The sequence below is a fragment of the Streptomyces sp. NPDC039430 genome (genome assembly GCF_055639435.1).
The window spans coordinates 162,693-181,932 of the sequence record NZ_JBVKAK010000013.1; the positions used below are offsets into that span (position 1 = coordinate 162,693).

12 protein-coding genes, 1 tRNA gene and 1 rRNA gene are annotated in these 19,240 nt (G+C 69.1%); 2 read left to right on the forward strand and 12 right to left on the reverse strand.

The genetic code is table 11. The annotated features are described in order from the left end of the window. Positions 1 to 9 precede the first annotated feature (9 nt). The gene (locus ACZ7LS_RS28315; RefSeq protein ID WP_382523352.1) at positions 10 to 768 is read left to right on the forward strand and encodes an Fpg/Nei family DNA glycosylase; all 759 of its coding nucleotides are present in this window, start codon (positions 10 to 12) and stop codon (positions 766 to 768) included. Between the two features lie 114 nt (positions 769 to 882). Here ACZ7LS_RS28315 and ACZ7LS_RS28320 read toward each other — a convergent pair whose 3' ends face one another. From ACZ7LS_RS28320 to ACZ7LS_RS28365, 10 genes are all read right to left on the reverse strand, one after another. Next, a complete protein-coding gene (locus tag ACZ7LS_RS28320; RefSeq protein WP_382671854.1) occupies positions 883 to 1,071 on the reverse strand; it encodes a hypothetical protein in 189 nt (62 codons plus the stop codon). Positions 1,072 to 1,237: 166 nt separating this feature from the next. Continuing rightward, on the reverse strand, positions 1,238 to 1,708 hold the full coding sequence (locus ACZ7LS_RS28325; protein ID WP_382671851.1) for a Dps family protein: 471 nt from the start codon (positions 1,706 to 1,708) through the stop codon (positions 1,238 to 1,240). 171 nt (positions 1,709 to 1,879) lie between these two features. Next, positions 1,880 to 2,263 (reverse strand): helix-turn-helix domain-containing protein, encoded by a 384-nt coding sequence (locus tag ACZ7LS_RS28330; RefSeq protein WP_030350081.1) that lies wholly within the window; start codon positions 2,261 to 2,263, stop codon positions 1,880 to 1,882. 109 nt (positions 2,264 to 2,372) lie between these two features. Then, positions 2,373 to 2,864, reverse strand: a complete 492-nt coding sequence (locus ACZ7LS_RS28335) for a CinA family protein (protein WP_385134552.1) — start codon at positions 2,862 to 2,864, stop codon at positions 2,373 to 2,375. Between the two features lie 149 nt (positions 2,865 to 3,013). Beyond that, a complete protein-coding gene (pgsA, locus tag ACZ7LS_RS28340) occupies positions 3,014 to 3,706 on the reverse strand; it encodes a CDP-diacylglycerol--glycerol-3-phosphate 3-phosphatidyltransferase (RefSeq protein ID WP_129773661.1) in 693 nt (230 codons plus the stop codon). After that, positions 3,703 to 5,214: a 30S ribosomal protein S12 methylthiotransferase RimO gene (gene rimO / locus ACZ7LS_RS28345; protein ID WP_385134545.1), complete on the reverse strand. Its 1,512-nt coding sequence runs from the start codon at positions 5,212 to 5,214 to the stop codon at positions 3,703 to 3,705. Before rimO ends, pgsA begins: the two co-directional genes overlap by 4 nt. A gap of 49 nt (positions 5,215 to 5,263) precedes the next feature. After that, positions 5,264 to 6,037 carry a helix-turn-helix domain-containing protein gene (locus ACZ7LS_RS28350; RefSeq protein ID WP_382523692.1) on the reverse strand — a complete coding sequence of 258 codons (774 nt, stop codon included), beginning with the start codon at positions 6,035 to 6,037 and terminating at the stop codon, positions 5,264 to 5,266. 400 nt (positions 6,038 to 6,437) lie between these two features. Next, entirely contained in the window at positions 6,438 to 9,299 is a 2,862-nt protein-coding gene (locus ACZ7LS_RS28355; RefSeq protein ID WP_385134547.1) for a DNA translocase FtsK, read from the reverse strand. A 102-nt stretch (positions 9,300 to 9,401) separates the two neighbouring features. Further along, a complete protein-coding gene (locus ACZ7LS_RS28360) occupies positions 9,402 to 10,070 on the reverse strand; it encodes a response regulator (protein ID WP_030350075.1) in 669 nt (222 codons plus the stop codon). Between the two features lie 277 nt (positions 10,071 to 10,347). Continuing rightward, positions 10,348 to 15,894 carry a HAMP domain-containing protein gene (locus ACZ7LS_RS28365; RefSeq protein ID WP_382523337.1) on the reverse strand — a complete coding sequence of 1,849 codons (5,547 nt, stop codon included), beginning with the start codon at positions 15,892 to 15,894 and terminating at the stop codon, positions 10,348 to 10,350. Positions 15,895 to 16,163: 269 nt separating this feature from the next. Here ACZ7LS_RS28365 and ACZ7LS_RS28370 point away from each other — a divergent pair, with 269 nt between their 5' ends. Then, entirely contained in the window at positions 16,164 to 18,815 is a 2,652-nt protein-coding gene (locus ACZ7LS_RS28370) for a SpoIIE family protein phosphatase (protein ID WP_382970988.1), read from the forward strand. A gap of 63 nt (positions 18,816 to 18,878) precedes the next feature. Here ACZ7LS_RS28370 and ACZ7LS_RS28375 read toward each other — a convergent pair. Together ACZ7LS_RS28375 and rrf are read right to left on the reverse strand one after the other, a co-directional pair. Beyond that, a tRNA-Thr gene (locus tag ACZ7LS_RS28375) sits at positions 18,879 to 18,951 on the reverse strand. 139 nt (positions 18,952 to 19,090) lie between these two features. Then, positions 19,091 to 19,207, reverse strand: a 5S ribosomal RNA gene (rrf, locus tag ACZ7LS_RS28380). Positions 19,208 to 19,240: the final 33 nt, after the last annotated feature.

Below are 19,240 nucleotides of genomic sequence, written 5' to 3' on the forward strand. Positions count from 1 at the left end.
CCTGAAGCCATGCCCGAGGGAGACACCGTCTGGCAGGCCGCCCAGCGCCTGCACACCGCGCTCGCGGGGCACCGGCTGATCCGCTCGGACCTGCGGGTGCCCCGGTTCGCGACGGCCGATCTCACCGGCCGGACCGTCCTCGATGTCACCCCGCGCGGCAAGCATCTGCTCACCCGTATCGAGGGCGGCCTCACCCTCCACTCGCATCTGCGCATGGAGGGCTCCTGGAAGGTCTACGCCCCGGGTGAGCGCTGGCGCGGCGGTCCGGCGCACCAGATCCGGGCGATCCTCGGTACCACCGACCGCACGGCCGTGGGCTATCGCCTCCCCGTCCTCGAACTGCTGCGTACCAGCGACGAGGAGCGGGTGGTGGGGCATCTCGGCCCCGATCTGCTCGGTCCGGACTGGGACGCCGCCACGGCCCTGCGCAACCTCCTGTCCGACCCCGCGCGCCCGGTCGGGGAGGCTCTGCTCGATCAGCGCAACCTCGCCGGAGTCGGCAATATCTTCAAGTCCGAGACCTGCTTCCTCGTTCGCGCGAACCCGTGGCTCCGGGTCGGCGAACTCCCCTCGCCCGAGCGGCTGGTGACCGCGGCGAAGAAGCTGCTCGAAGCGAACCGGAACCGTCCGGGCGGCTCCCGTCGGCTGTATGTCTACGGCCGCGCGGACCGCCCCTGCCCCCGCTGCGGCACCTCGGTCCGTACGGCAGAACAGGACGGCCGGCCCACGTACTGGTGCCCGCTCTGCCAGCCGGACCAGGCCAGTTGACGCACGGACAGCCCCGTGAACGGACGGACGAGGTGACAGGTCGACGGGCGAGGTGACGCGGTCGAAACGCGAGGTGATACCCGTCGGCCCGTCGCCGCGTCAGCCGACGACGCGTCACAACCGGGGACGACGCTGCCGCGCGGACGTGACATGCACCGGCAGCAGGCTCAGCCCCCAGCCGCCCGCCGCCACCGCTCCCTCCACCAGTCCGGCGTTCTCGGGCACCAGCACGATGCGCAGGACCGCCCACCACCACACCCCGCCCAGTGCGAGCGCAGGGAGAAGGATCCACCGTCTCGCCATGGCTCCCTCCTCCGGCCGACCCTAGTAAGGAACGATCAGCCGCCGGGAGAGCGCATCGGATGCACTCCCCGGCGTGCGCGTGCGGCACCGGTCGCGCCCCTGCCGCAGCGACAACGCGGCAGGGGCGCGGCCGGCCCCTCGCCCTTCGACCGGGACTCCGGCCCGGTCAGGCGCTCTCCGCCTGGAACATCCAGGCGTGCTTCTCAAGGTCGGCGGTCACCTGGATCAGGGTGTCCTGCGTCACCGGGTCCGGTTTGTCCGTCACCTCGACGCGCTCACGCATCCGTTCGATGACCGCGCCGAGCGCGTCCACCAAGGTCCGTATCGCGTCCACGTCCGCGATCCAGCCGTTGGGCACCGTGCGGATCGCGCTCGTGGCCGCCACCGTCGCGGCCCGCCCGTCCGGTGTCACCCCGAGCGCGGAGGCCCGCTCGGCAACCGTGTCCGAGTGCTTCCGGGCTGTGGAGACGACCTCATCGAGCTGCAGGTGTATGGAGCGGAAGCGTGGCCCGACGATGTTCCAGTGGACCTGCTTGGCGACGAGCGAAAGATCCACCAGGTCCACGAGGGCACCTTGCAGTGCCTCGCCGACCAGCTTCAGGTCTTCCTCGGGCAGGGGACTCTTCACGACAGACATGCATGTCCTCCCATTCCGCTCACGGTTCTTCGTTCACAGTTCGGCGCGCACGCACTTTCCACCATGACACAACCACATCAAAACGGGCATATGGGAGCAGACAAAAGCCCCGGCCTCGGCATCGCTGCCGACCGGGGCTCAGGTCAAAGCTTCCATGCCTGATCAGCTTGATCAGGCGGCGACGACGTCCACCGCCTCCGCAGGCGCCTTGATCGTCACCCGTTCCGTCGGCACTCCAGCCACCGACGTCACAGAGACGGAATTGAGCATTGGACGTACTGCCGCGGGCACCGGCTCGTTCGCCGCCGCCGACGCGGCCAGCTCGGCCAACGACAGCTCGTCGCTCACTTCACGCATGAGCTCTGACATCCGTACGTCAAGCGCGTCGCAGATCGCCGAGAGCAGCTCGGAGGAAGCCTCCTTCTGCCCCCGTTCCACCTCGGAGAGATAGCCGAGCGAGACCCGGGCGGACGAGGAGACTTCGCGCAGAGTACGGCCCTGGCGCTGGCGCTGCCGACGCAGCACGTCACCAAGCAGGCGACGGAGCAGAATCATCGGTGGCTCCCTCCTCGGACCGCGTAGCCGCATCCTTCACGCCCCACCGTACCGCCTAGTGCCGCGGCCGTGCGGGGAGCGATGTCGTGTTCACTCAGGGCTGCAAACATCAATTCCCCCCGTTCTGTTCCGTATCCTGTGCCCGCCCGTTCCCGGAGAGTTCGCTGAGGAGCAGTCCGAGCACGCTCCGTACACTCTCTTTACGGATGTCCGCCCGGCCGCCGTTCAACCGCGGAGCGGCCACTTTCCCCACGCCTTCCGGTCCCACCACCGCCACGTACACGGTGCCGACGGGCCGCCCGTCCTGCGGATCCGGGCCCGCGACCCCGGTGGTCGCCGCTCCCCAGCCCGCCCCGAGCGCGCGGCGTACGCCCGTCGCCATCTGGAGCGCGACCTCGGGGTCCACGGCGCCGCGCTCCTCCAGAAGGGTCGCGTCGACGCCCAGAACATCCCGTTTGAGGTCCGTCGCGTAGGCCGTGACGGACCCGCGGAAGGTCCGGGAGGCACCGGGGACCGCCGTCAGCTCCGCGGCCACCAGACCGCCGGTGAGGGATTCCGCGACGGCCAGGGTCCCGCCGCGCTCCGCCAGGATCTCCAGCACCCGCGCCGCCCGGTCGGCCGCCGAGCGCACGTAAGCGCCGCTGTCCGCCACCGCCGCGGCCCCGGACTCGGGCACCACCGCGGCCCCGGACTCGGACTCCGCCCCGGCACCCGCCGCCATACCGGTACCCGCCGCGGCCTCCACGGCACTCACCGCGCGGACTCCGCCGCCGCGCGCTCCGCCGCGAGCCCCTGGCGCCGCAGGACGACCGCCTGCCGTACGTAGTCCAGCCCCGTGAGCACGGTCAGCGCGACGGCCACGGCCATCACCCAGAACCGCAGCGTGGCCAGCGGCCCGGTCAGCGCGAGCACGTACATCCCGACGGCCACCCCCTGCGCCAGCGTCTTCATCTTCCCGCCGCGGCTGGCCGGAATGACGCCATGCCTGATCACCCAGAACCGCATCAGCGTGATGCCCAGTTCACGGAAAAGGATGACCCCGGTCACCCACCAGGGCAGATCACCGAGCGCGGACAGACAGATCAGCGCCGCTCCCATGATCGCCTTGTCCGCTATCGGATCGGCGATCTTCCCGAAGTCGGTGACCAGGTTGTACGCCCGCGCCAGATGACCGTCGAAGACGTCCGTGATCATGGCGACGGCGAAGGCGGCCCAGGCCCAGGCGCGCCAGGCGGGGTCGAAACCGCCGTCCTGGAGCAGCAGCAGTACGAAGGCCGGGACGAGCACCAGCCGCATCATGGTGAGGATGTTGGCGATGTTCCACAGACTGGCCTGATTGACCGCCGCGGCCCCCAGCTTGCCGCCCGGTACCTGCTTCGAGCCGTTCCCACCGGACACCGGTGTCGCGCCGCCGCCCGCCGCGGACGCCGGGACTCCGGTCATCTGGCAGCCTCCTCGCCCGGGATCCCGGAGTCGTCCCCGGGAAGATCGTGACATTCGGCCACCAGATCCACGCCCTCGGTACCGATCACCTTGGCCTCGACCATGAGGCCGGGGCGCAGGCCCTCGCGGGAGGTGAAGATCACCTGGCCGTCCGTCTCGGGCGCCTGGTGCGCCGCGCGGCCGACGGCCGCCTCCCCGCCCTCCGGGTCGATCGATTCGACGAGCACGTCCAGGCTCTCGCCGAGCCGTTCCTCGGCCCGCTGCGAGGTCAGTTCCTCGGCCAGCCGGGAGAGGTGGGCCAGCCGCTCCGCGATGAGGTCACCGTCCAGCTTGTCGGCGTACGTCGCGGCCTCCGTGCCGTCCTCGTCGGAGTAGCCGAAGACGCCGATGGCGTCGAGCCGCGCCCCGGTCAGGAAGCGCTCCAGCTCGGCGAAGTCCGCCTCGCTCTCCCCGGGGAAGCCCACGATGAAGTTGGAGCGCACACCGGCCTGCGGCGCCTTGCCCCGGATGGTTTCCAGCAGCTCCAGGAAGCGGTCGGTGTCCCCGAAGCGGCGCATCGCGCGCAGAACCCCGGGGGCGGAGTGCTGGAAGGACAGATCGAAGTACGGCGCGACCTTGGGCGTCGAGGTCAGGACGTCGATCAGCCCCGGCCGCATCTCGGCGGGCTGGAGGTAGCTGACCCGCACCCGCTCGATCCCGTCGACGGCCGCCAGCTCAGGCAGGAGCGTCTCCAGCAGCCGGATGTCGCCGAGGTCCTTGCCGTACGAGGTGTTGTTCTCGGAGACGAGCATGACCTCCTTGACGCCCTGCTCGGCCAGCCAGCGCGTCTCGCCCAGCACATCGGAGGGGCGCCGCGAGATGAAGGAGCCGCGGAACGAGGGAATGGCGCAGAAGGAGCAGCGCCGGTCGCAGCCGGAGGCGAGCTTCACGGAGGCGACGGGGCTGCGGTCGAGCCGCCGCCGCAGGGGCGCGCGCGGCCCGGAGGCCGGAGCGACCCCTTCCGGCAGGTCTTCGGGGGCCGGCGCCACCTCGGCCGGGGACTGCGCGTGGCCGGGCAGGGCCACCTCGGCGCCCTGGCGCTCGACCGGGCTGAGCGGCAGCAGCTTGCGCCGGTCGCGGGGCGTGTGCGAGGCGTGGATGCCGCCGTTGAGGATGGTCTGCAGCCGGTCGGAGATATCGGCGTAGTCGTCGAATCCGAGCACGCCGTCGGCCTCGGGGAGGGCGTCCGCCAGCTCCTTGCCGTACCGCTCGGCCATGCAGCCGACGGCGACGACGGCCTGGGTTCTGCCCTGATCCTTGAGATCATTGGCTTCCAGCAGGGCGTCGACGGAATCCTTCTTCGCGGCTTCGACGAACCCGCAGGTGTTGACGACGGCGACATCAGCCCCCGAGGCGTCCTCGACGAGCTCCCAGCCATCCGCTGCCAAGCGGCCTGCGAGCTCCTCCGAGTCCACCTCGTTACGGGCGCAGCCAAGAGTGACAAGGGCGACGGTACGGCGTTCGGGCATGGGCTCAAGACTACTTTGTCCTGGCCCCGCCCCCGCCGTGCAGGGTTGCTCAGCCGGCCTCGGGGTCGCCCTGGGTGTACGAGAGTCGCTCAACCTGGCCCGGCTCGAACTCGTCCTCGACCTTCTTGCCGTTCACGAAGAGCTCGATCGCGCCCGCGTTTCCGAGGATCAGGTCGATCTGCTCGTCGTCCTGGAAGGTCTTGGAATCGCCCTTCTTCAGCGTTCCGTCGAACAGCAGCTTGCCGTTGGACGATTTGGCGGAGATCCAGCTCTTGTCGTCTATGGCCGACAGTTTCACCGTGACCTTGTCGAGCGGGGCGGCGGCGATGGCGCTGTCGGACGGGTCGGGCTTGGGGTCGGCCGACTTCGTGGGGCTCGGCTTGGTGTTCTTCGCGGGCTTCGTCCCCTCGGCGACCTGCTTGGTCTTCGGGTCGTCGCCCCCGCCGCCGAACGCCGTGAAGCCGACGAAGCCGACCACGGCCACGATCGCGGCGACCATGGCCGCGGTCCAGTTGGGCCGGGAGCGCTCCGGCCGGATCCGCTCGGCTTCGAACATGGGCGCCGCGGGCGTGGGTACGGGCCGCCCGCCGTGCTCGGAGTCGAACTGCTCGATCAGCGGCGCGGGATCGAGCCCGACCGCGCGAGCGATCATCCGGATGTGTCCGCGGGCGTATACATCGCCGCCGCAGCGCGAGAAGTCGTCCTCCTCGATCGCGTGCACGATGGGGATGCGCACCCGGGTGGAGCCGCTGACCTCGTCGACCGTCAGATCCGCGGCGATACGGGCCCGCAGCAGCACCTGGCCGATCGAAGGCCGTTCCACAGCGGGGGAGTTGGCGTCGGACTCGGCGCCGTCGGAGAGGTTTTCCGCGGCGCGGCCGTCAACGCGATCAGCGATGTGATCGTCGGGAACGTTGCCGTCCGAGGAGTCTGGGGAGTCTGGGGACTTGCCGTCGGGGGATTTGCCGATGGACACGGGGGCGCCTTTCGAGCGTGTAGCCACCTGCTGGACGTTCAGTCTATGGGTGGTACGAAAGGGTGGGGCAACCGGGCGGAAGCATTTTGTACGCCATCAGAATGGCCGGACGGCGCGGTGGAGGAGCATGACGCTTCTCCTCTCTCCAACTTGACGTATGCGCACGGGAAACGGTTGCCCTCGATATGCCTCGGGGTTCCGATTCCCTCGCGGGGAAGTCCCCTCCCCCGCGAGGGAGACGGCCTCTCTAGGAAAGAGACTCCCCGCGGATCACCGCGAGCACTCCATCGAGTTCGTCCGCCTTGACCAGGACATCGCGAGCCTTGGAGCCCTCGCTCGGGCCGACGATGTTCCTCGATTCCATCAGGTCCATCAGCCGGCCGGCTTTGGCGAAGCCGACCCGCAGTTTCCGCTGGAGCATCGAGGTCGAACCGAACTGTGTGGAGACCACCAGCTCGGCGGCCTGGCAGAGAAGGTCGAGATCGTCGCCGATGTCCTCGTCGATCTCTTTCTTCTTCGCCGTCCCGACCACGACGTCGTCCCGGAAGACGGGTGCCATCTGATCCTTGCAGTGCTGGACGATCGCCGCGACCTCGTCCTCGGTGACGAAGGCGCCCTGCATACGGGTCGGCTTGTTCGCCCCCATCGGGAGGAAGAGGCCGTCGCCCTTGCCGATCAGTTTCTCCGCGCCCGGCTGATCGAGGATGACCCGGCTGTCCGCCAGGGAGGACGTCGCGAACGCCAGCCGCGAGGGCACGTTCGCCTTGATCAGTCCGGTGACGACATCGACCGAGGGACGCTGGGTGGCCAGCACCAGATGGATTCCGGCGGCGCGGGCCAACTGGGTGATACGGACGATGGAGTCCTCGACGTCACGCGGCGCGACCATCATCAGATCCGCCAGCTCGTCCACGATCACCAGCAGATACGGGTACGGCGAGAGCTCGCGCTCGCTGCCCTCCGGCGCCTTGACCTTGCCGTCGCGCACCGCCTTGTTGAAGTCGTCGATATGGCGGTAGCCGTACGCCGCGAGGTCGTCGTAGCGCAGATCCATCTCCCGTACGACCCACTGGAGCGCCTCGGCGGCCCGCTTGGGGTTGGTGATGATCGGCGTGATCAGGTGCGGGATGCCCTCGTACGCGGTCAGCTCGACCCGTTTGGGGTCGACGAGGACCATCCGGACGTCCTCCGGGGTCGCCCGGACCATCACCGATGTGATCAGACAGTTGATGCAGGACGACTTTCCCGAGCCGGTCGCGCCCGCGACCAGTACGTGCGGCATCTTCGCGAGGTTGGCCATCACATAGCCGCCCTCGACGTCCTTGCCGAGCGCGACGAGCATCGGATGGTCGTCCTCCGCGGCGTCCGCGAGCCGCAGGACATCACCGAGGTTGACCATCTCCCGGTCGGTGTTCGGGATCTCGATGCCGACCGCGGACTTGCCGGGGATCGGGGAGATGATCCGTACGTCGGGGCTGGCCACGGCGTACGCGATGTTCTTGGTGAGCGCGGTGATCCGCTCGACCTTCACGGCCGGGCCCAGCTCCACCTCGTACCGTGTGACCGTCGGGCCCCGGGTGAAGCCGGTGACGGCCGCGTCGACCTTGAACTCCATGAAGACATTGCTGAGCGAGGCGACGACGGCGTCATTGGCGGCGCTGCGCGTCTTGCCGGGGCCGCCGCGCTCCAGCAGGTCGAGCGACGGCAGCGAGTAGGTGATGTCCCCGCGGAGCTGGAGCTGTTCGGCGCGCGGCGGCAGCGGCTTGTCCCGCTCGGGCGGCGGCTTGGTCAGATCCGCGACACCGGCGGTGCCCGCGGCCGGTTTCTCGGCCTCGCGCGCCGTCGGTACGGGTGCGGAAGGCTCTGGCGCGTCCTCGGCCGGCTCTTCCGGGGGATCCTGCCGCTCGCCGGGCCGCTGCCCCGGCTTCCGCCCGCGGTCCACGGACACGCTCTGGGTGAGGTCCGCGACGATCGGCGAGGGCGGCATCCCGTTGAGTACGGCACCGTCCAGCGCCGCCGCCGCGGCCGCCGCCACGTCCACGGCGTCCATGGGACGGTCCATGGACGGCTGCACGGAGGCCCTGCGCGGCCGGCGCCGCGTGGAGAGCGCCTCCACCTCGGCCCGGTCGGGGTCGTACCCCGCGCGGCCGCCGCCCCGGCGGGTGGCGGGACGGCGGCCGCCGGAGGGCAGCGCCTCGCGCCACTGCTCGTCGTACCGTTCATCGTCGTCGAACCGCTCGTCGTCGAACCGCTCGTCGTCGAACCGCGCGTCGTCGAACCGCTCCGGCTCATGGTCCGGCCGGACGATCCCCAGTTTCATGCCGAGCAGCCGCAGCCGTTGCGGAATGGCGGCCACGGGGGTGGCGGTGACGACGAGCAGACCGAAGAGGGTGAGCAGCAGAAGCAGCGGTACGGCGAGGACCTCGCCCGTGGTGAAGATCAGCGGTGTGGAGGCGGCCCAGCCGATCAGCCCGCCCGCGTCCTGTATCGCTTCGGTGCCCGCGCCGCGCCCGGGGGCGCCGCAGGCGATGTGGACCAGCCCGAGCACTCCGATCACGAGCGCCGACAGTCCGATGACGATCCGTCCGTTGGCCTCGGGCTTCTCGGGGTAGAGGATCAGCCGTACGGCGACGGCGCCCAGCAGTATCGGCACGAGCAGATCGAGCCGGCCGAAGGCTCCGGTGATGAGCATCTCGACCAGGTCGCCCACGGGACCGCGCAGATTCGACCAGGTGCCCGCCGCGACGATGAGGGCGAGGCCGAGCAGCAACAGGGCCAGCCCGTCCTTGCGATGGGCCGGGTCGAGCCCCTTCGCGCCACGCCCTATGCCGCGCAACATCGCGCCGACGCCGTGTGCCGCTCCGAGCCAGACGGCGCGGACGAGCCGGTACACACCGCCGGTGGGGCTCGGCGCGGCTTTGGGTGCCGGCTTGGCGGCGGCCTTCTTCGCGGGAGCCTTCTTGACCGGTGCCTTCTTGCCGGGCGCGGACTTCTTCGCCGCGGTCTTCTTGGCGGGCGCCGCCTTCGCGGCACCGGTCGTACGGCCGGCCCGCGGCTTCGCGGTGCCCGCCGTGCCCTGGGAGCCCTTGCCGGACGTACGTGAGGCCATGATGGTGAGGTTACCGGTGTGAACGGCCGGGGACACGTGTGCCCACCGCTTCACCCGTCCGTGTCGCCCGCGCCCGGACGGGAAACTGACGTCGCCGCTCGGTCAGTTCGGCGAGGGAAGGGGCGGTGAACCGCTTCCCGTCCCCGGCTCCAGCGCGTCGAGCGCCCGCCGCAGACCGGTCAGTTTGCGCTCCAGGTGGGCGGCGGTGGCCACGGCGGAGGCATCCGCCGAATCGTCGTCCAGCTGTTTGGAGAGCGCCTCGGCCTGTTCCTCAACTGCCGCGAGCCGCGCGGACAGTTCGGCCAGCAGCCCGGCCGGCTCCCTGACCTCGCCCGCCCCGGCGAGCTGGAGTCTGAGCAGCTCCGCCTGCTCCTTCAGCTGGCAGTTCTTCATATACAGCTCGACGAAGACCGAGACCTTGGCGCGCAGCACCCAGGGGTCGAACGGCTTCGAGATGTAGTCCACCGCACCCGCCGCGTACCCACGGAAGGTGTGATGCGGGCCATGGTTGATGGCCGTCAGGAAGATGATCGGGATATCGCGCGTGCGCTCCCGCCGCTTGATGTGCGCGGCGGTCTCGAAACCGTCCATCCCCGGCATCTGGACATCCAGCAGAATGACCGCGAAGTCGTCCGTCAGCAGCGCTTTGAGCGCTTCCTCCCCTGACGATGCCCGCACCAGCGTCTGATCGAGCGCGGAGAGGATCGCCTCCAGCGCCAGCAGATTCTCCGGCCGGTCATCGACCAGGAGGATCTTGGCCTTCTGCACCATGGCCGCCCGCCCTCCTCGCCCCGGCATGGGGCGCCCCCTGCTCTCGGAGCTCGGCGAAACACCGGGCGCCGCCCCAGGGGACGACTCCCTTTCGCCGTCCGTCCTTGTGCCGGTCATGGTAGCCGCACCCCGCCTGTCGCCACACCCTGTCACCGTTATGTCACTGTGCTCGAAGCGGAAACGCAACGCGAGACCAGAAGGTTCCCCGAAACACGGCGCCTCACACGCCGTCGGGCATAGTCCGTCAGCACATCTCCTGGATTCGTGCACCCACCGATCACTTGTCGCGCATCCATTGCTCCATCACCGAAAGCAGATGATCGGGATCGACCGGCTTGGTGACATAGTCGGACGCCCCGGAGTCAATGGCCTTCTCCCGGTCGCCCTTCATCGCCTTCGCGGTGAGCGCGATGATCGGCAGCCCGGCGAACTGCGGCATCCTGCGGATCGCCGTCGTCGTCGCGTAGCCGTCCATCTCCGGCATCATGATGTCCATCAGAACGACTGTCACATCGTCGTGCTGCTCCAGGACTTCGATGCCCTCACGCCCGTTCTCCGCGTACAGCACCGAAAGGCCGTGCTGCTCCAGCACGCTGGTGAGGGCGAAGACATTGCGGATGTCGTCATCGACGATCAGTACCTTCTCGTTGTCGAACGCGAAGGTACGGGTCTCCCTCGGCGTCTCCTGACGGCCCGCGCCGGCCGCCGCACCCGACCCCCAGGACTCCAGCCCCTGCGGACCGCCCGACGGGCCGTCCGAGACACCCGGAGCCCCGCCCTGGGGCTGGGAGCCCCGCGACCCAGCGCCCGCGCTCTTGCGGCGGCGCCGGAACAGCGCGGCGGGACCCGGCAGTTCCGCGGGCGCGGCCGGCCCCTCAAGCGACGCCTGTCCCTGTCCCGCCGCCTCCGCCGTGCCCTCGTCCGCCGGACGTCCCTGCGGGTGAAGGCCCACGGAGGTCAGCTGCTGCATGCCCGCGGGCGTCAGCTGCGGATACCCCTGCGGAGGCAGCTCGCTGGGGTGGAGCGGCAGATAGAGCGTGAAGGTCGAGCCGCGCCCCGGCTCGCTCGCGGCGTGGATCTCACCGCCCAGCAGCCGGGCGATCTCCCGGCTGATGGACAGCCCGAGCCCCGTACCGCCGTACTTCCGGCTGGTCGTACCGTCCGCCTGCTTGAACGCCTCGAAGATCACACGCATCTTGCCCGCGGCGATCCCGATCCCGGTGTCGGTGACCGAGAACGCGATCAGATCGCCGTCCGCGTCCCGCAGCGAACCCGCTTCGAGGAGCTGCTCCCTGATGGCGTCGGGCACATCCGTACCGGCCGGACGGATCACCAGCTCAACCGCCCCGCTGTCGGTGAACTTCACCGCGTTGGACAGCAGATTGCGCAGCACCTGGAGCAGCCGCTGTTCGTCCGTGTGCAGCGTCGCGGGCAGCTCGGGCGAGACCCGTACGGAGAAGTCGAGCCCCTTCTCCGCCGTGAGGGGCCGGAAGGTCGCCTCCACATAGTCAACGAGCTGGACCAGCGCGATACGGGTCGGGCTGACGTCCATCTTGCCCGCCTCGACCTTCGACAGATCGAGGATGTCGTTGATCAGCTGGAGCAGATCCGAACCCGCGCCGTGGATCGTCTCCGCGAACTCCACCTGCTTCGGCGAGAGATTCGACTCGGCGTTGTCCGCGAGCAGCTTCGCGAGGATGAGCAGCGAGTTGAGCGGCGTGCGCAGCTCGTGCGACATGTTCGCCAGGAACTCCGACTTGTAGCGCATCGAGACGGCGAGCTGCTCGGCCCGCTCCTCCAGCACCTGCCTGGCCTCTTCGATCTCGGTGTTCTTCACCTCGATGTCGCGGTTCTGCTGCGCCAGCAGTTCGGCCTTCTCCTCCAGCTCCGCGTTGGACTCCTGGAGTGCCTTCTGCCGGTTCTCCAGCTCGGCGGAGCGTTCGCGCAGCTGCTCGGTCAGCTCCTGCGACTGCTTCAGCAGCACCTCCGTCTTGGAGTTGACGCTGATGGTGTTCACGCTCGTCGCGATCATCTCGGCGATCTGGTTGAGGAAGTCCCGCTGGATATGCGTGAACGGCTGGAACGACGCCAGCTCGATCACACCGAGGACCTTCCCCTCGAAGAGCACCGGCAGCACGATCACATGCGCGGGCGCCGCCTCCCCGAGCCCGGACGAGATCTTCAGATAGCCCGGCGGCACATTGACCTGGATGGTGCGCTTCTCCTCGGCGGCCGTCCCGATGAGCGTCTCGCCCGGCCGGAAGGACGTCGGCATCGACCCCGCCGAGTAGCCGTAGCTGCCGCGCATGCACAGCTCGTACGAGGTGTCCTTGCCGTCCGTACCGACCTGCGGCACCGTGCCGGTCTGCATCGCCAGGAAGAACGCGCCGTGCTGCGCGGAGACCACCGGGGTCAGCTCGCTCATGATCAGCGAGGCCACGTCGTCGAGATCGCGGCGGCCCTGCATCAGACCGGAGATACGGGCGAGATTGCCCTTGAGCCAGTCCTGTTCCTCGTTGGCGAGGGTGGTGTCCCGCAGGTTGGCGATCATCGTGTTGATGTTGTCCTGGAGGACCTGGATCTCGCCCGCCGCGTCGACATCGATCTTCAGGTTGAGATCGCCGCGGGTCACCGCGGTGGCCACGGCCGCGATCGCCCGCACCTGACGGGTCAGGTTCCCGGCCATCTCGTTCACCGATTCGGTGAGGTCGCGCCAGGTGCCGTCGACGTCCCGCACCCGGGCCTGGCCGCCCAGCTGCCCGTCCGTACCCACCTCGCGGGCCACCCGGGTCACCTGATCGGCGAACGAGGAGAGCTGGTCGACCATCGTATTGATGGTGTTCTTCAGTTCCAGGATCTCACCGCGGGCATCGATGTCGATCTTCTTGGTGAGATCGCCCTTGGCGATGGCGGTGGTGACCGTCGCGATCTGGCGCACCTGGCCGGTCAGATTGGACGCCATCGAGTTCACGGACTCGGTGAGGTCCTTCCAGGTACCGGACACGCCCGGAACCCTGGCCTGCCCGCCCAGTTCGCCCTCGGTGCCCACCTCGCGGGCGACACGCGTGACCTCGTCCGCGAAGGAGGACAACGTCGTCACCATCGTGTTGACGGTGTCGGCGAGTTCGGCGACCTCGCCGCGCGCCTCGACCGTCACCTTCTTCGTCAGATCACCATTGGCGACCGCGGAGGAGACCCGCGAGATATTGCGCACCTGACTGGTGAGGTTGTTGGCCATGGTGTTGACGTTGTCGCTGAGGTCCTTCCAGATTCCGGTGACACCCCGGACCCTGGCCTGACCGCCGAGGATGCCTTCCGTACCCACCTCACGGGCGACACGGGTCACCTCGTCGGCGAAGTTCAGCAGCTGGTCGACCATCGTGTTGACGGTCGTGACCAGATCGAGGATCTCGCCCCTGGCATCGACGGTGATCTTCTTCGACAGATCGCCCTTGGCGACCGCCGTGGTGACCTCGGCGATATTGCGGACCTGCGACGTCAGGTTGTTCGCCATGAAGTTGACGGACTGGGTGAGGTCCTTCCAGGTGCCGGAGACGCCCTGGACCTCGGCCTGGCCGCCGAGGATTCCCTCGGTCCCCACCTCACGGGCCACCCTGGTGACCTGCTCGGCGAAGTTGGACAGCTGGTCCACCATGGTGTTGAGGGTGTTCTTCAGCTCCAGGATCTCGCCGCGCGCGTCCACGTCGATCTTCTGCGACAGGTCACCGCGCGCCACCGCCGTCGCCACGCCCGCGATATTCCTGACCTGTGCCGTGAGGTTCCCCGCCATGCCGTTCACGGAGTCGGTCAGATCCCGCCAGACACCGGCGACGCCCGGCACCTGCGCCTGACCGCCCAGCCGGCCGTCCGTACCGACCTCACGCGCGACCCTGGTCACCTGGTCCGCGAAGGCGGAGAGCTGGTCGACCATGGTGTTGATCGTGTTCTTCAGCTCCAGGATCTCGCCCCGGGCGTCCACATCGATCTTCTGCGACAGGTCACCGCGCGCCACGGCCGTGGTCACCTGCGCGATCTGACGTACCTGATCGGTGAGGTTCCCGGCCATGAAGTTGACGGAGTCGGTGAGTTCCTTCCACGTACCGCTGACGCCGTCCACCCGCGCCTGGCCGCCGAGCCGGCCCTCCGTACCCACGTCCCGCGCCATGACCGTGACCTGGTCGGCGAACGAGGACAGCTGCGCCACCATCGTGTTGACGGTGTTCTTGAGCTCCAGCATCTCGCCGGCCACGTCGACCGTGACCTTCTGGGTCAGATCGCCATTGGCGACCGCCGTGGTCACCTGCGCGATGTCCCGCACCTGGCCGGTCAGGTTACGGAACGCGGTGTTCACCGAATCGGTGAGGTCCTTCCACGTCCCGGCCGCTCCCGGCACCTCGGCCTGGCCGCCGAGCCGGCCCTCGACGCCGACCTCCCGGGCGACCCGCGTGACCTCGGAACCGAACGACTTCAGCTGGCCCACCATCGTGTTGACGGTGTTCTTCAGTTCCAGCATCTCGCCCGCGACATCGACGGTGACCTTCTGCGACAGATCGCCGTTCGCGACCGCCGTCGTCACCTGCGCGATATCCCGCACCTGAGAGGTCAGATTGCGGAAGACGCTGTTGACCGAGTCCGTGAGGTCCTTCCAGGTCCCGGCCGCGCCGGGGACCTGCGCCTGGCCGCCGAGCAGCCCCTCGGCGCCGACCTCGCTCGCCACCCGGGTCACTTCGTCCGCGAAGGTACGCAGCGTCTCCGTCATCTGGTTGATCGTCTCGGCGAGCTGAGCCACCTCGCCTCGCGCGCTGACCGTGACCTTCTGCGACAGGTCGCCGTTGGCGACGGCCGTGGTGACCTCCGCGATGCCCCGCACCTGGTTGGTCAGGTTGCCGGCCATCGTGTTCACCGAATCGGTGAGGTCCTTCCATACCCCGGCCACCCCGGGCACGGTCGCCTGGCCGCCCAGCTCGCCCTCCGTACCCACTTCCCTGGCCACTCGCGTGACCTCGGAGGAGAAGGACGACAGCTGGTCCACCATGGTGTTCACGGTGTTCTTCAGCTGGAGCATCTCGCCGGCCACATGAACCGTGACCTTGCGCGACAGATCACCCTTGGCGACCGCCGTCGTAACGAGAGCAATGTCACGTACCTGAGCGGTCAATCGATACGCCATCGTGTTGACGGAGTCCGTGAGGTCCTTCCACGACCCGGACATACCTCGCACTTTGGCCTGGCCGCCGAGCTTGCCCTCGGTACCGACCTCCAGCGCGACCCGCGTCACCTCATCGGTGAACGCCGACAGCTGGTCGACCAGATTGTTGACCGTACGGGCCACCTTCAGGAACTCACCGCGCAACGGCCGCTCCGCGCCGTCGGCGGAGGAGTGCGAGCGCAGCTCCATACGCTGCTCCAGATCGCCCTCGGCGACCGCGGAGAGCACCCGGCCCACCTCGGAGACGGGCCGCGCCAGATCGTCCACCAGCGCGTTCGACGCGTCGATCGCGGCGGCCCAGGAGCCCTCACAGGCGCCCGTCTCCAGCCGCTCCGTGAGCTTTCCCTCACGCCCGACCATGCGCCGTACGCGGGCCAGCTCGCCAGTGAGGTGAAGATTACGGTCGGCGACCTCATTGAAGACGGCGGCGATCTCCGCCATCACGTCGTCACCGGAGACGGTCAGGCGCTTACGGAAGTTGCCGTCCCGCATCGCCACCAAGGCCGTCAGCAGTCTGTTCAGCTCCGCCGCGTCCACCTCGATGGTCCCGTTGCTTCGGGACCGTCCGCCTTTCGCGCGCGTGCCATTGCCACGCGCCGCCGTGCCAGACTCCACCGTGTCCCTCCCGCAGGGGTTGACCGTACTGCCCGAGCTGTCTCCGAAATCCTGCCCAGTGTTTCACCATGGCCGAACCAGGCCATAACAGTTCGGCAGCTTCGCATAGCGTCCCCGCCCCCGCAGGGTGGAAACAGCGGCTACCGGCATCCGCTCGGACAGCGAAGGTAAGTAACCTGGCATCCGGCTGTCCAACCGTCCCGGTCCGCCCGGCGGGGGCGGTGTGGCGAAGGTACTACCACCGGGCATGTGGAGGGGCGGGGCCGATCATGGCGGAGCCGGGCGTCGAAACGCGTACGAGGAGTTCTGTGATCACCGCCCGGGCGGCTGCAAGCTTCGACCCTGTCGGGCGGTCCGTCGCGACTGCCCGCGCCTTTGTACGTGACACGCTCCAGGGGTGGGGCTACTCCGATGTCGTCGATGACGCCGTCGTCCTCACCAGCGAACTCGTCACCAACGCGGTGATCCACGCCGGCACCTCCGCCGATGTGCTCTGTCTCCGTACGGAGGACGGCGTCCGCGTCGAAGTGGCCGACCGCTATCCCGAGCGCGAGGTCCCCATCCAGGGCACCGGCCAGTCGTTCGGCAGCCCGGACCGGGAGAACGGCCGGGGTCTGCTGCTCTGCGCCGCCCTCGCCTCGCGCTGGGGCGTCGAGTACACCCCGACGTACAAGCAGGTCTGGTTCCAGCTCGACCTGCCACAGCGCCAGGTGGGCACCCGCTCGGCCGGTCCCGTCCTGCCCACGAGTCTGCTCCCGGTCGCCGACGAACGCGTCCGGGTGGCCGTCGTCCAGATCGACCGCGCCGGCACCGTCGTCAACTGGAACGTGGACGCGGAGCACCTGTTCGGGTACGCGGCGGAACAGGTCATCGGCAAGCCCCTGACCGACATCGCCGCCTGGCCGCACACCCCCGGTATCGGCACGGGTATCGTCGAGGCACTCCAACTCTCCCGCTGGGAGGGCAGTTACGGCATCCGCGGCGCCGACGGCCGGGTCATCCCCGTGTACGCCTCCCACCTGCGGGTGCGCGACACCCACGGCGAGCCGTCCACGGTCTGCCTGCTCGTACGCGACGACGAACGCGCCGTCATCCAGACCCCGTTGCGCGCCCCCGTGACCGATACGGGCGCCGAGAGCCGGAGCGCGGACCCGTTCGAGGTCTTCATCGGCTCCCCCGCCCCCGACGATCTGGACGGACTCCTCCAGCGCACGGTGGAACGCGCCCGCGACATGCTCGACGGCGACTCGGCGTTCCTCCTTCTCGCCACGGACGACGAGACGGAGTTGGAGGTACGGGCCTCCACCGGCCTCCCCTCCGCCCGCCAGCGCTTCGCCCGCGTCCCCGTGGAGGCCGGTACGGGCCGCTACAGCTCGGCACGCATGCCGGCCGTCCACGACGACCTCACGGCGGTCCCCGGGGCCGTCCCGCTGCTCAACGACACCGGCATGCGCTCCGTCGTGACCGTCCCGCTCAAGGTCGAGGGCAGGCTCACCGGCTCCCTGGGCGTCGCCGCCGAAGGCGCGGCCCGCTACTCCAACGAGGAGGCGCTTCGCCTCCAGTTCGCCGCGGACCGTATCGCCCTGGCCGTCGAATCGGCTCGTCTCGGCGAACTCGAACGTCTGCGGCGCGGTTCGCTCTCCTTCCTCGTCGAGGCCTCCGATCTGCTCGCGGGCACACTGGACCGGGATCAGACGCTGGCCCTGATGGCGCAGATGACCGTCCCGACCCTGGCCACCTGGTGCGCCGTCTACACGATCGCCGACCAGTCGTCGGACCCGTACCTCTCCTATGTGCTGCATGAGGACGAGGACCGCATCGACGGGCTCAAGGCCCTGCTCTCCAAGATCGATCCACCGGATCCGGTGCCCGCGCCCGGCGCCCGTATCTGGACCGCCCCGGCGGACGCGGCCCATCAGGCCGCCCTGCGCACGTCCATGCGGGAGTTGGGGCGGAGTTCGAGTCCGGTCTCCTCCGGCATCGGCACGACGCTGGCGACAGCGGCCGCGGTCGGCGGCGAGACCGTCGTGCTTCCGCTGGTCGCCCGTAACCGCGTCATCGGCATGCTGACCCTCGGCAAGCCCTCGGACGACCACTTCCGCCAGGAGATCCTGGAACTCGCCGAAGACCTCTCGCGTCGAGCGGCACTCGCCCTCGACAACGCCCGTCTCTACTCGGAACGTACGGCCATCAGCCAGGCCCTCCAGCGCAGCCTGCTGCCGCCGGGCCTGCCTCAGGTCCCCGGGGTCGAGGTGGAGGTCATCTACCGCGCCGCGGGCGAGGGCAACGAGGTGGGCGGCGACTTCTACGACCTGTTCCCGATCCGGGACGGCGCCTATGGCTTCGCCATCGGGGATGTCTGCGGTACGGGCCCGGAAGCCGCGGCCGTCACGGGCCTGGCCCGGCACGCCCTGCGTCTGCTCGCCCGCGAGGGCTTCGGCGGCCCCGCGGTCCTTGAGCGGCTGAACGCGGCGATCCTCGACGAGGGCGCCCGCAGCCGGTTCCTCACGCTGCTGTACGGCGAGTTGTGGCCCCAGGAGGACGGCAGCGCCGTCCTCAAGGTGGTGTGCGCCGGCCATCCGCTCCCCTTGCGCCTGCGCCAGGACGGCACGGTCGAACCGGCCGCGGAACCGCAGCCGCTACTGGGCGTCATGGAGGACCTGGAGCTGTACGAGCAGGTGGTCACCCTGAACCCCGGGGACGTCCTCCTGTGCGTCACCGACGGCGTCACGGAGCGCAGGGAAGGCACACGCATGCTGGGCGACGACGGCCTCGCCGACGTACTGACGACGTGTACGGGCCTGACGGCCGGCGCGGTCGCCTCCCGCGTCCTTCGCGCGGTGGAGCGCTTCGCCGCCGAGCCCGCCTCGGACGACATGGCCATCCTCGCGATGCGCGTCCCGGAGCCGCACACCGGCTGAGACAACGCGAGCCGATACAACGCGAAAGGCCCCCGCCAGTGGCGGGGGCCTTTCTTTTACTTGAGCCCCAATACGGAATCGAACCGTAGACCTTCTCCTTACCATGGAGACGCTCTACCGACTGAGCTATTGGGGCGCAGCAACGAGATAAAGCATACACGATGATCGGGGATGCGCAGCACCATCCCGAGGGAACGAAAGTGAACGAGAGGAGCACAGGAGGCGAACGCAGAAATGCCCCGCGCCGAAAGGCGCGGGGCATTCCCCTAAAGATTGTTCGGCGGCGTCCTACTCTCCCACAAGGTCCCCCCTGCAGTACCATCGGCGCTATGAGGCTTAGCTTCCGGGTTCGGAATGTAACCGGGCGTTTCCCTCACGCAATGACCACCGAAACACTATGAAAATATCGAACCACACCGGATGAC

What these genes read in the sequence shown, in the direction of transcription:
- ACZ7LS_RS28315 (WP_382523352.1), top strand. Translation starts at nt 10, where the DNA reads ATGCCCGAGGGAGACACCGTCTGGCAGGCCGCCCAGCGCCTGCACACC.
- ACZ7LS_RS28320 (WP_382671854.1), bottom strand. Translation starts at nt 1,071, where the DNA reads ATGGCGAGACGGTGGATCCTTCTCCCTGCGCTCGCACTGGGCGGGGTG.
- ACZ7LS_RS28325 (WP_382671851.1), bottom strand. Translation starts at nt 1,708, where the DNA reads ATGTCTGTCGTGAAGAGTCCCCTGCCCGAGGAAGACCTGAAGCTGGTC.
- ACZ7LS_RS28330 (WP_030350081.1), bottom strand. Translation starts at nt 2,263, where the DNA reads ATGATTCTGCTCCGTCGCCTGCTTGGTGACGTGCTGCGTCGGCAGCGC.
- pgsA (WP_129773661.1), bottom strand. Translation starts at nt 3,706, where the DNA reads ATGACCGGAGTCCCGGCGTCCGCGGCGGGCGGCGGCGCGACACCGGTG.
- rimO (WP_385134545.1), bottom strand. Translation starts at nt 5,214, where the DNA reads ATGCCCGAACGCCGTACCGTCGCCCTTGTCACTCTTGGCTGCGCCCGT.
- ACZ7LS_RS28355 (WP_385134547.1), bottom strand. Translation starts at nt 9,299, where the DNA reads ATGGCCTCACGTACGTCCGGCAAGGGCTCCCAGGGCACGGCGGGCACC.
- ACZ7LS_RS28360 (WP_030350075.1), bottom strand. Translation starts at nt 10,070, where the DNA reads ATGGTGCAGAAGGCCAAGATCCTCCTGGTCGATGACCGGCCGGAGAAT.
- ACZ7LS_RS28370 (WP_382970988.1), top strand. Translation starts at nt 16,164, where the DNA reads ATGGCGGAGCCGGGCGTCGAAACGCGTACGAGGAGTTCTGTGATCACC.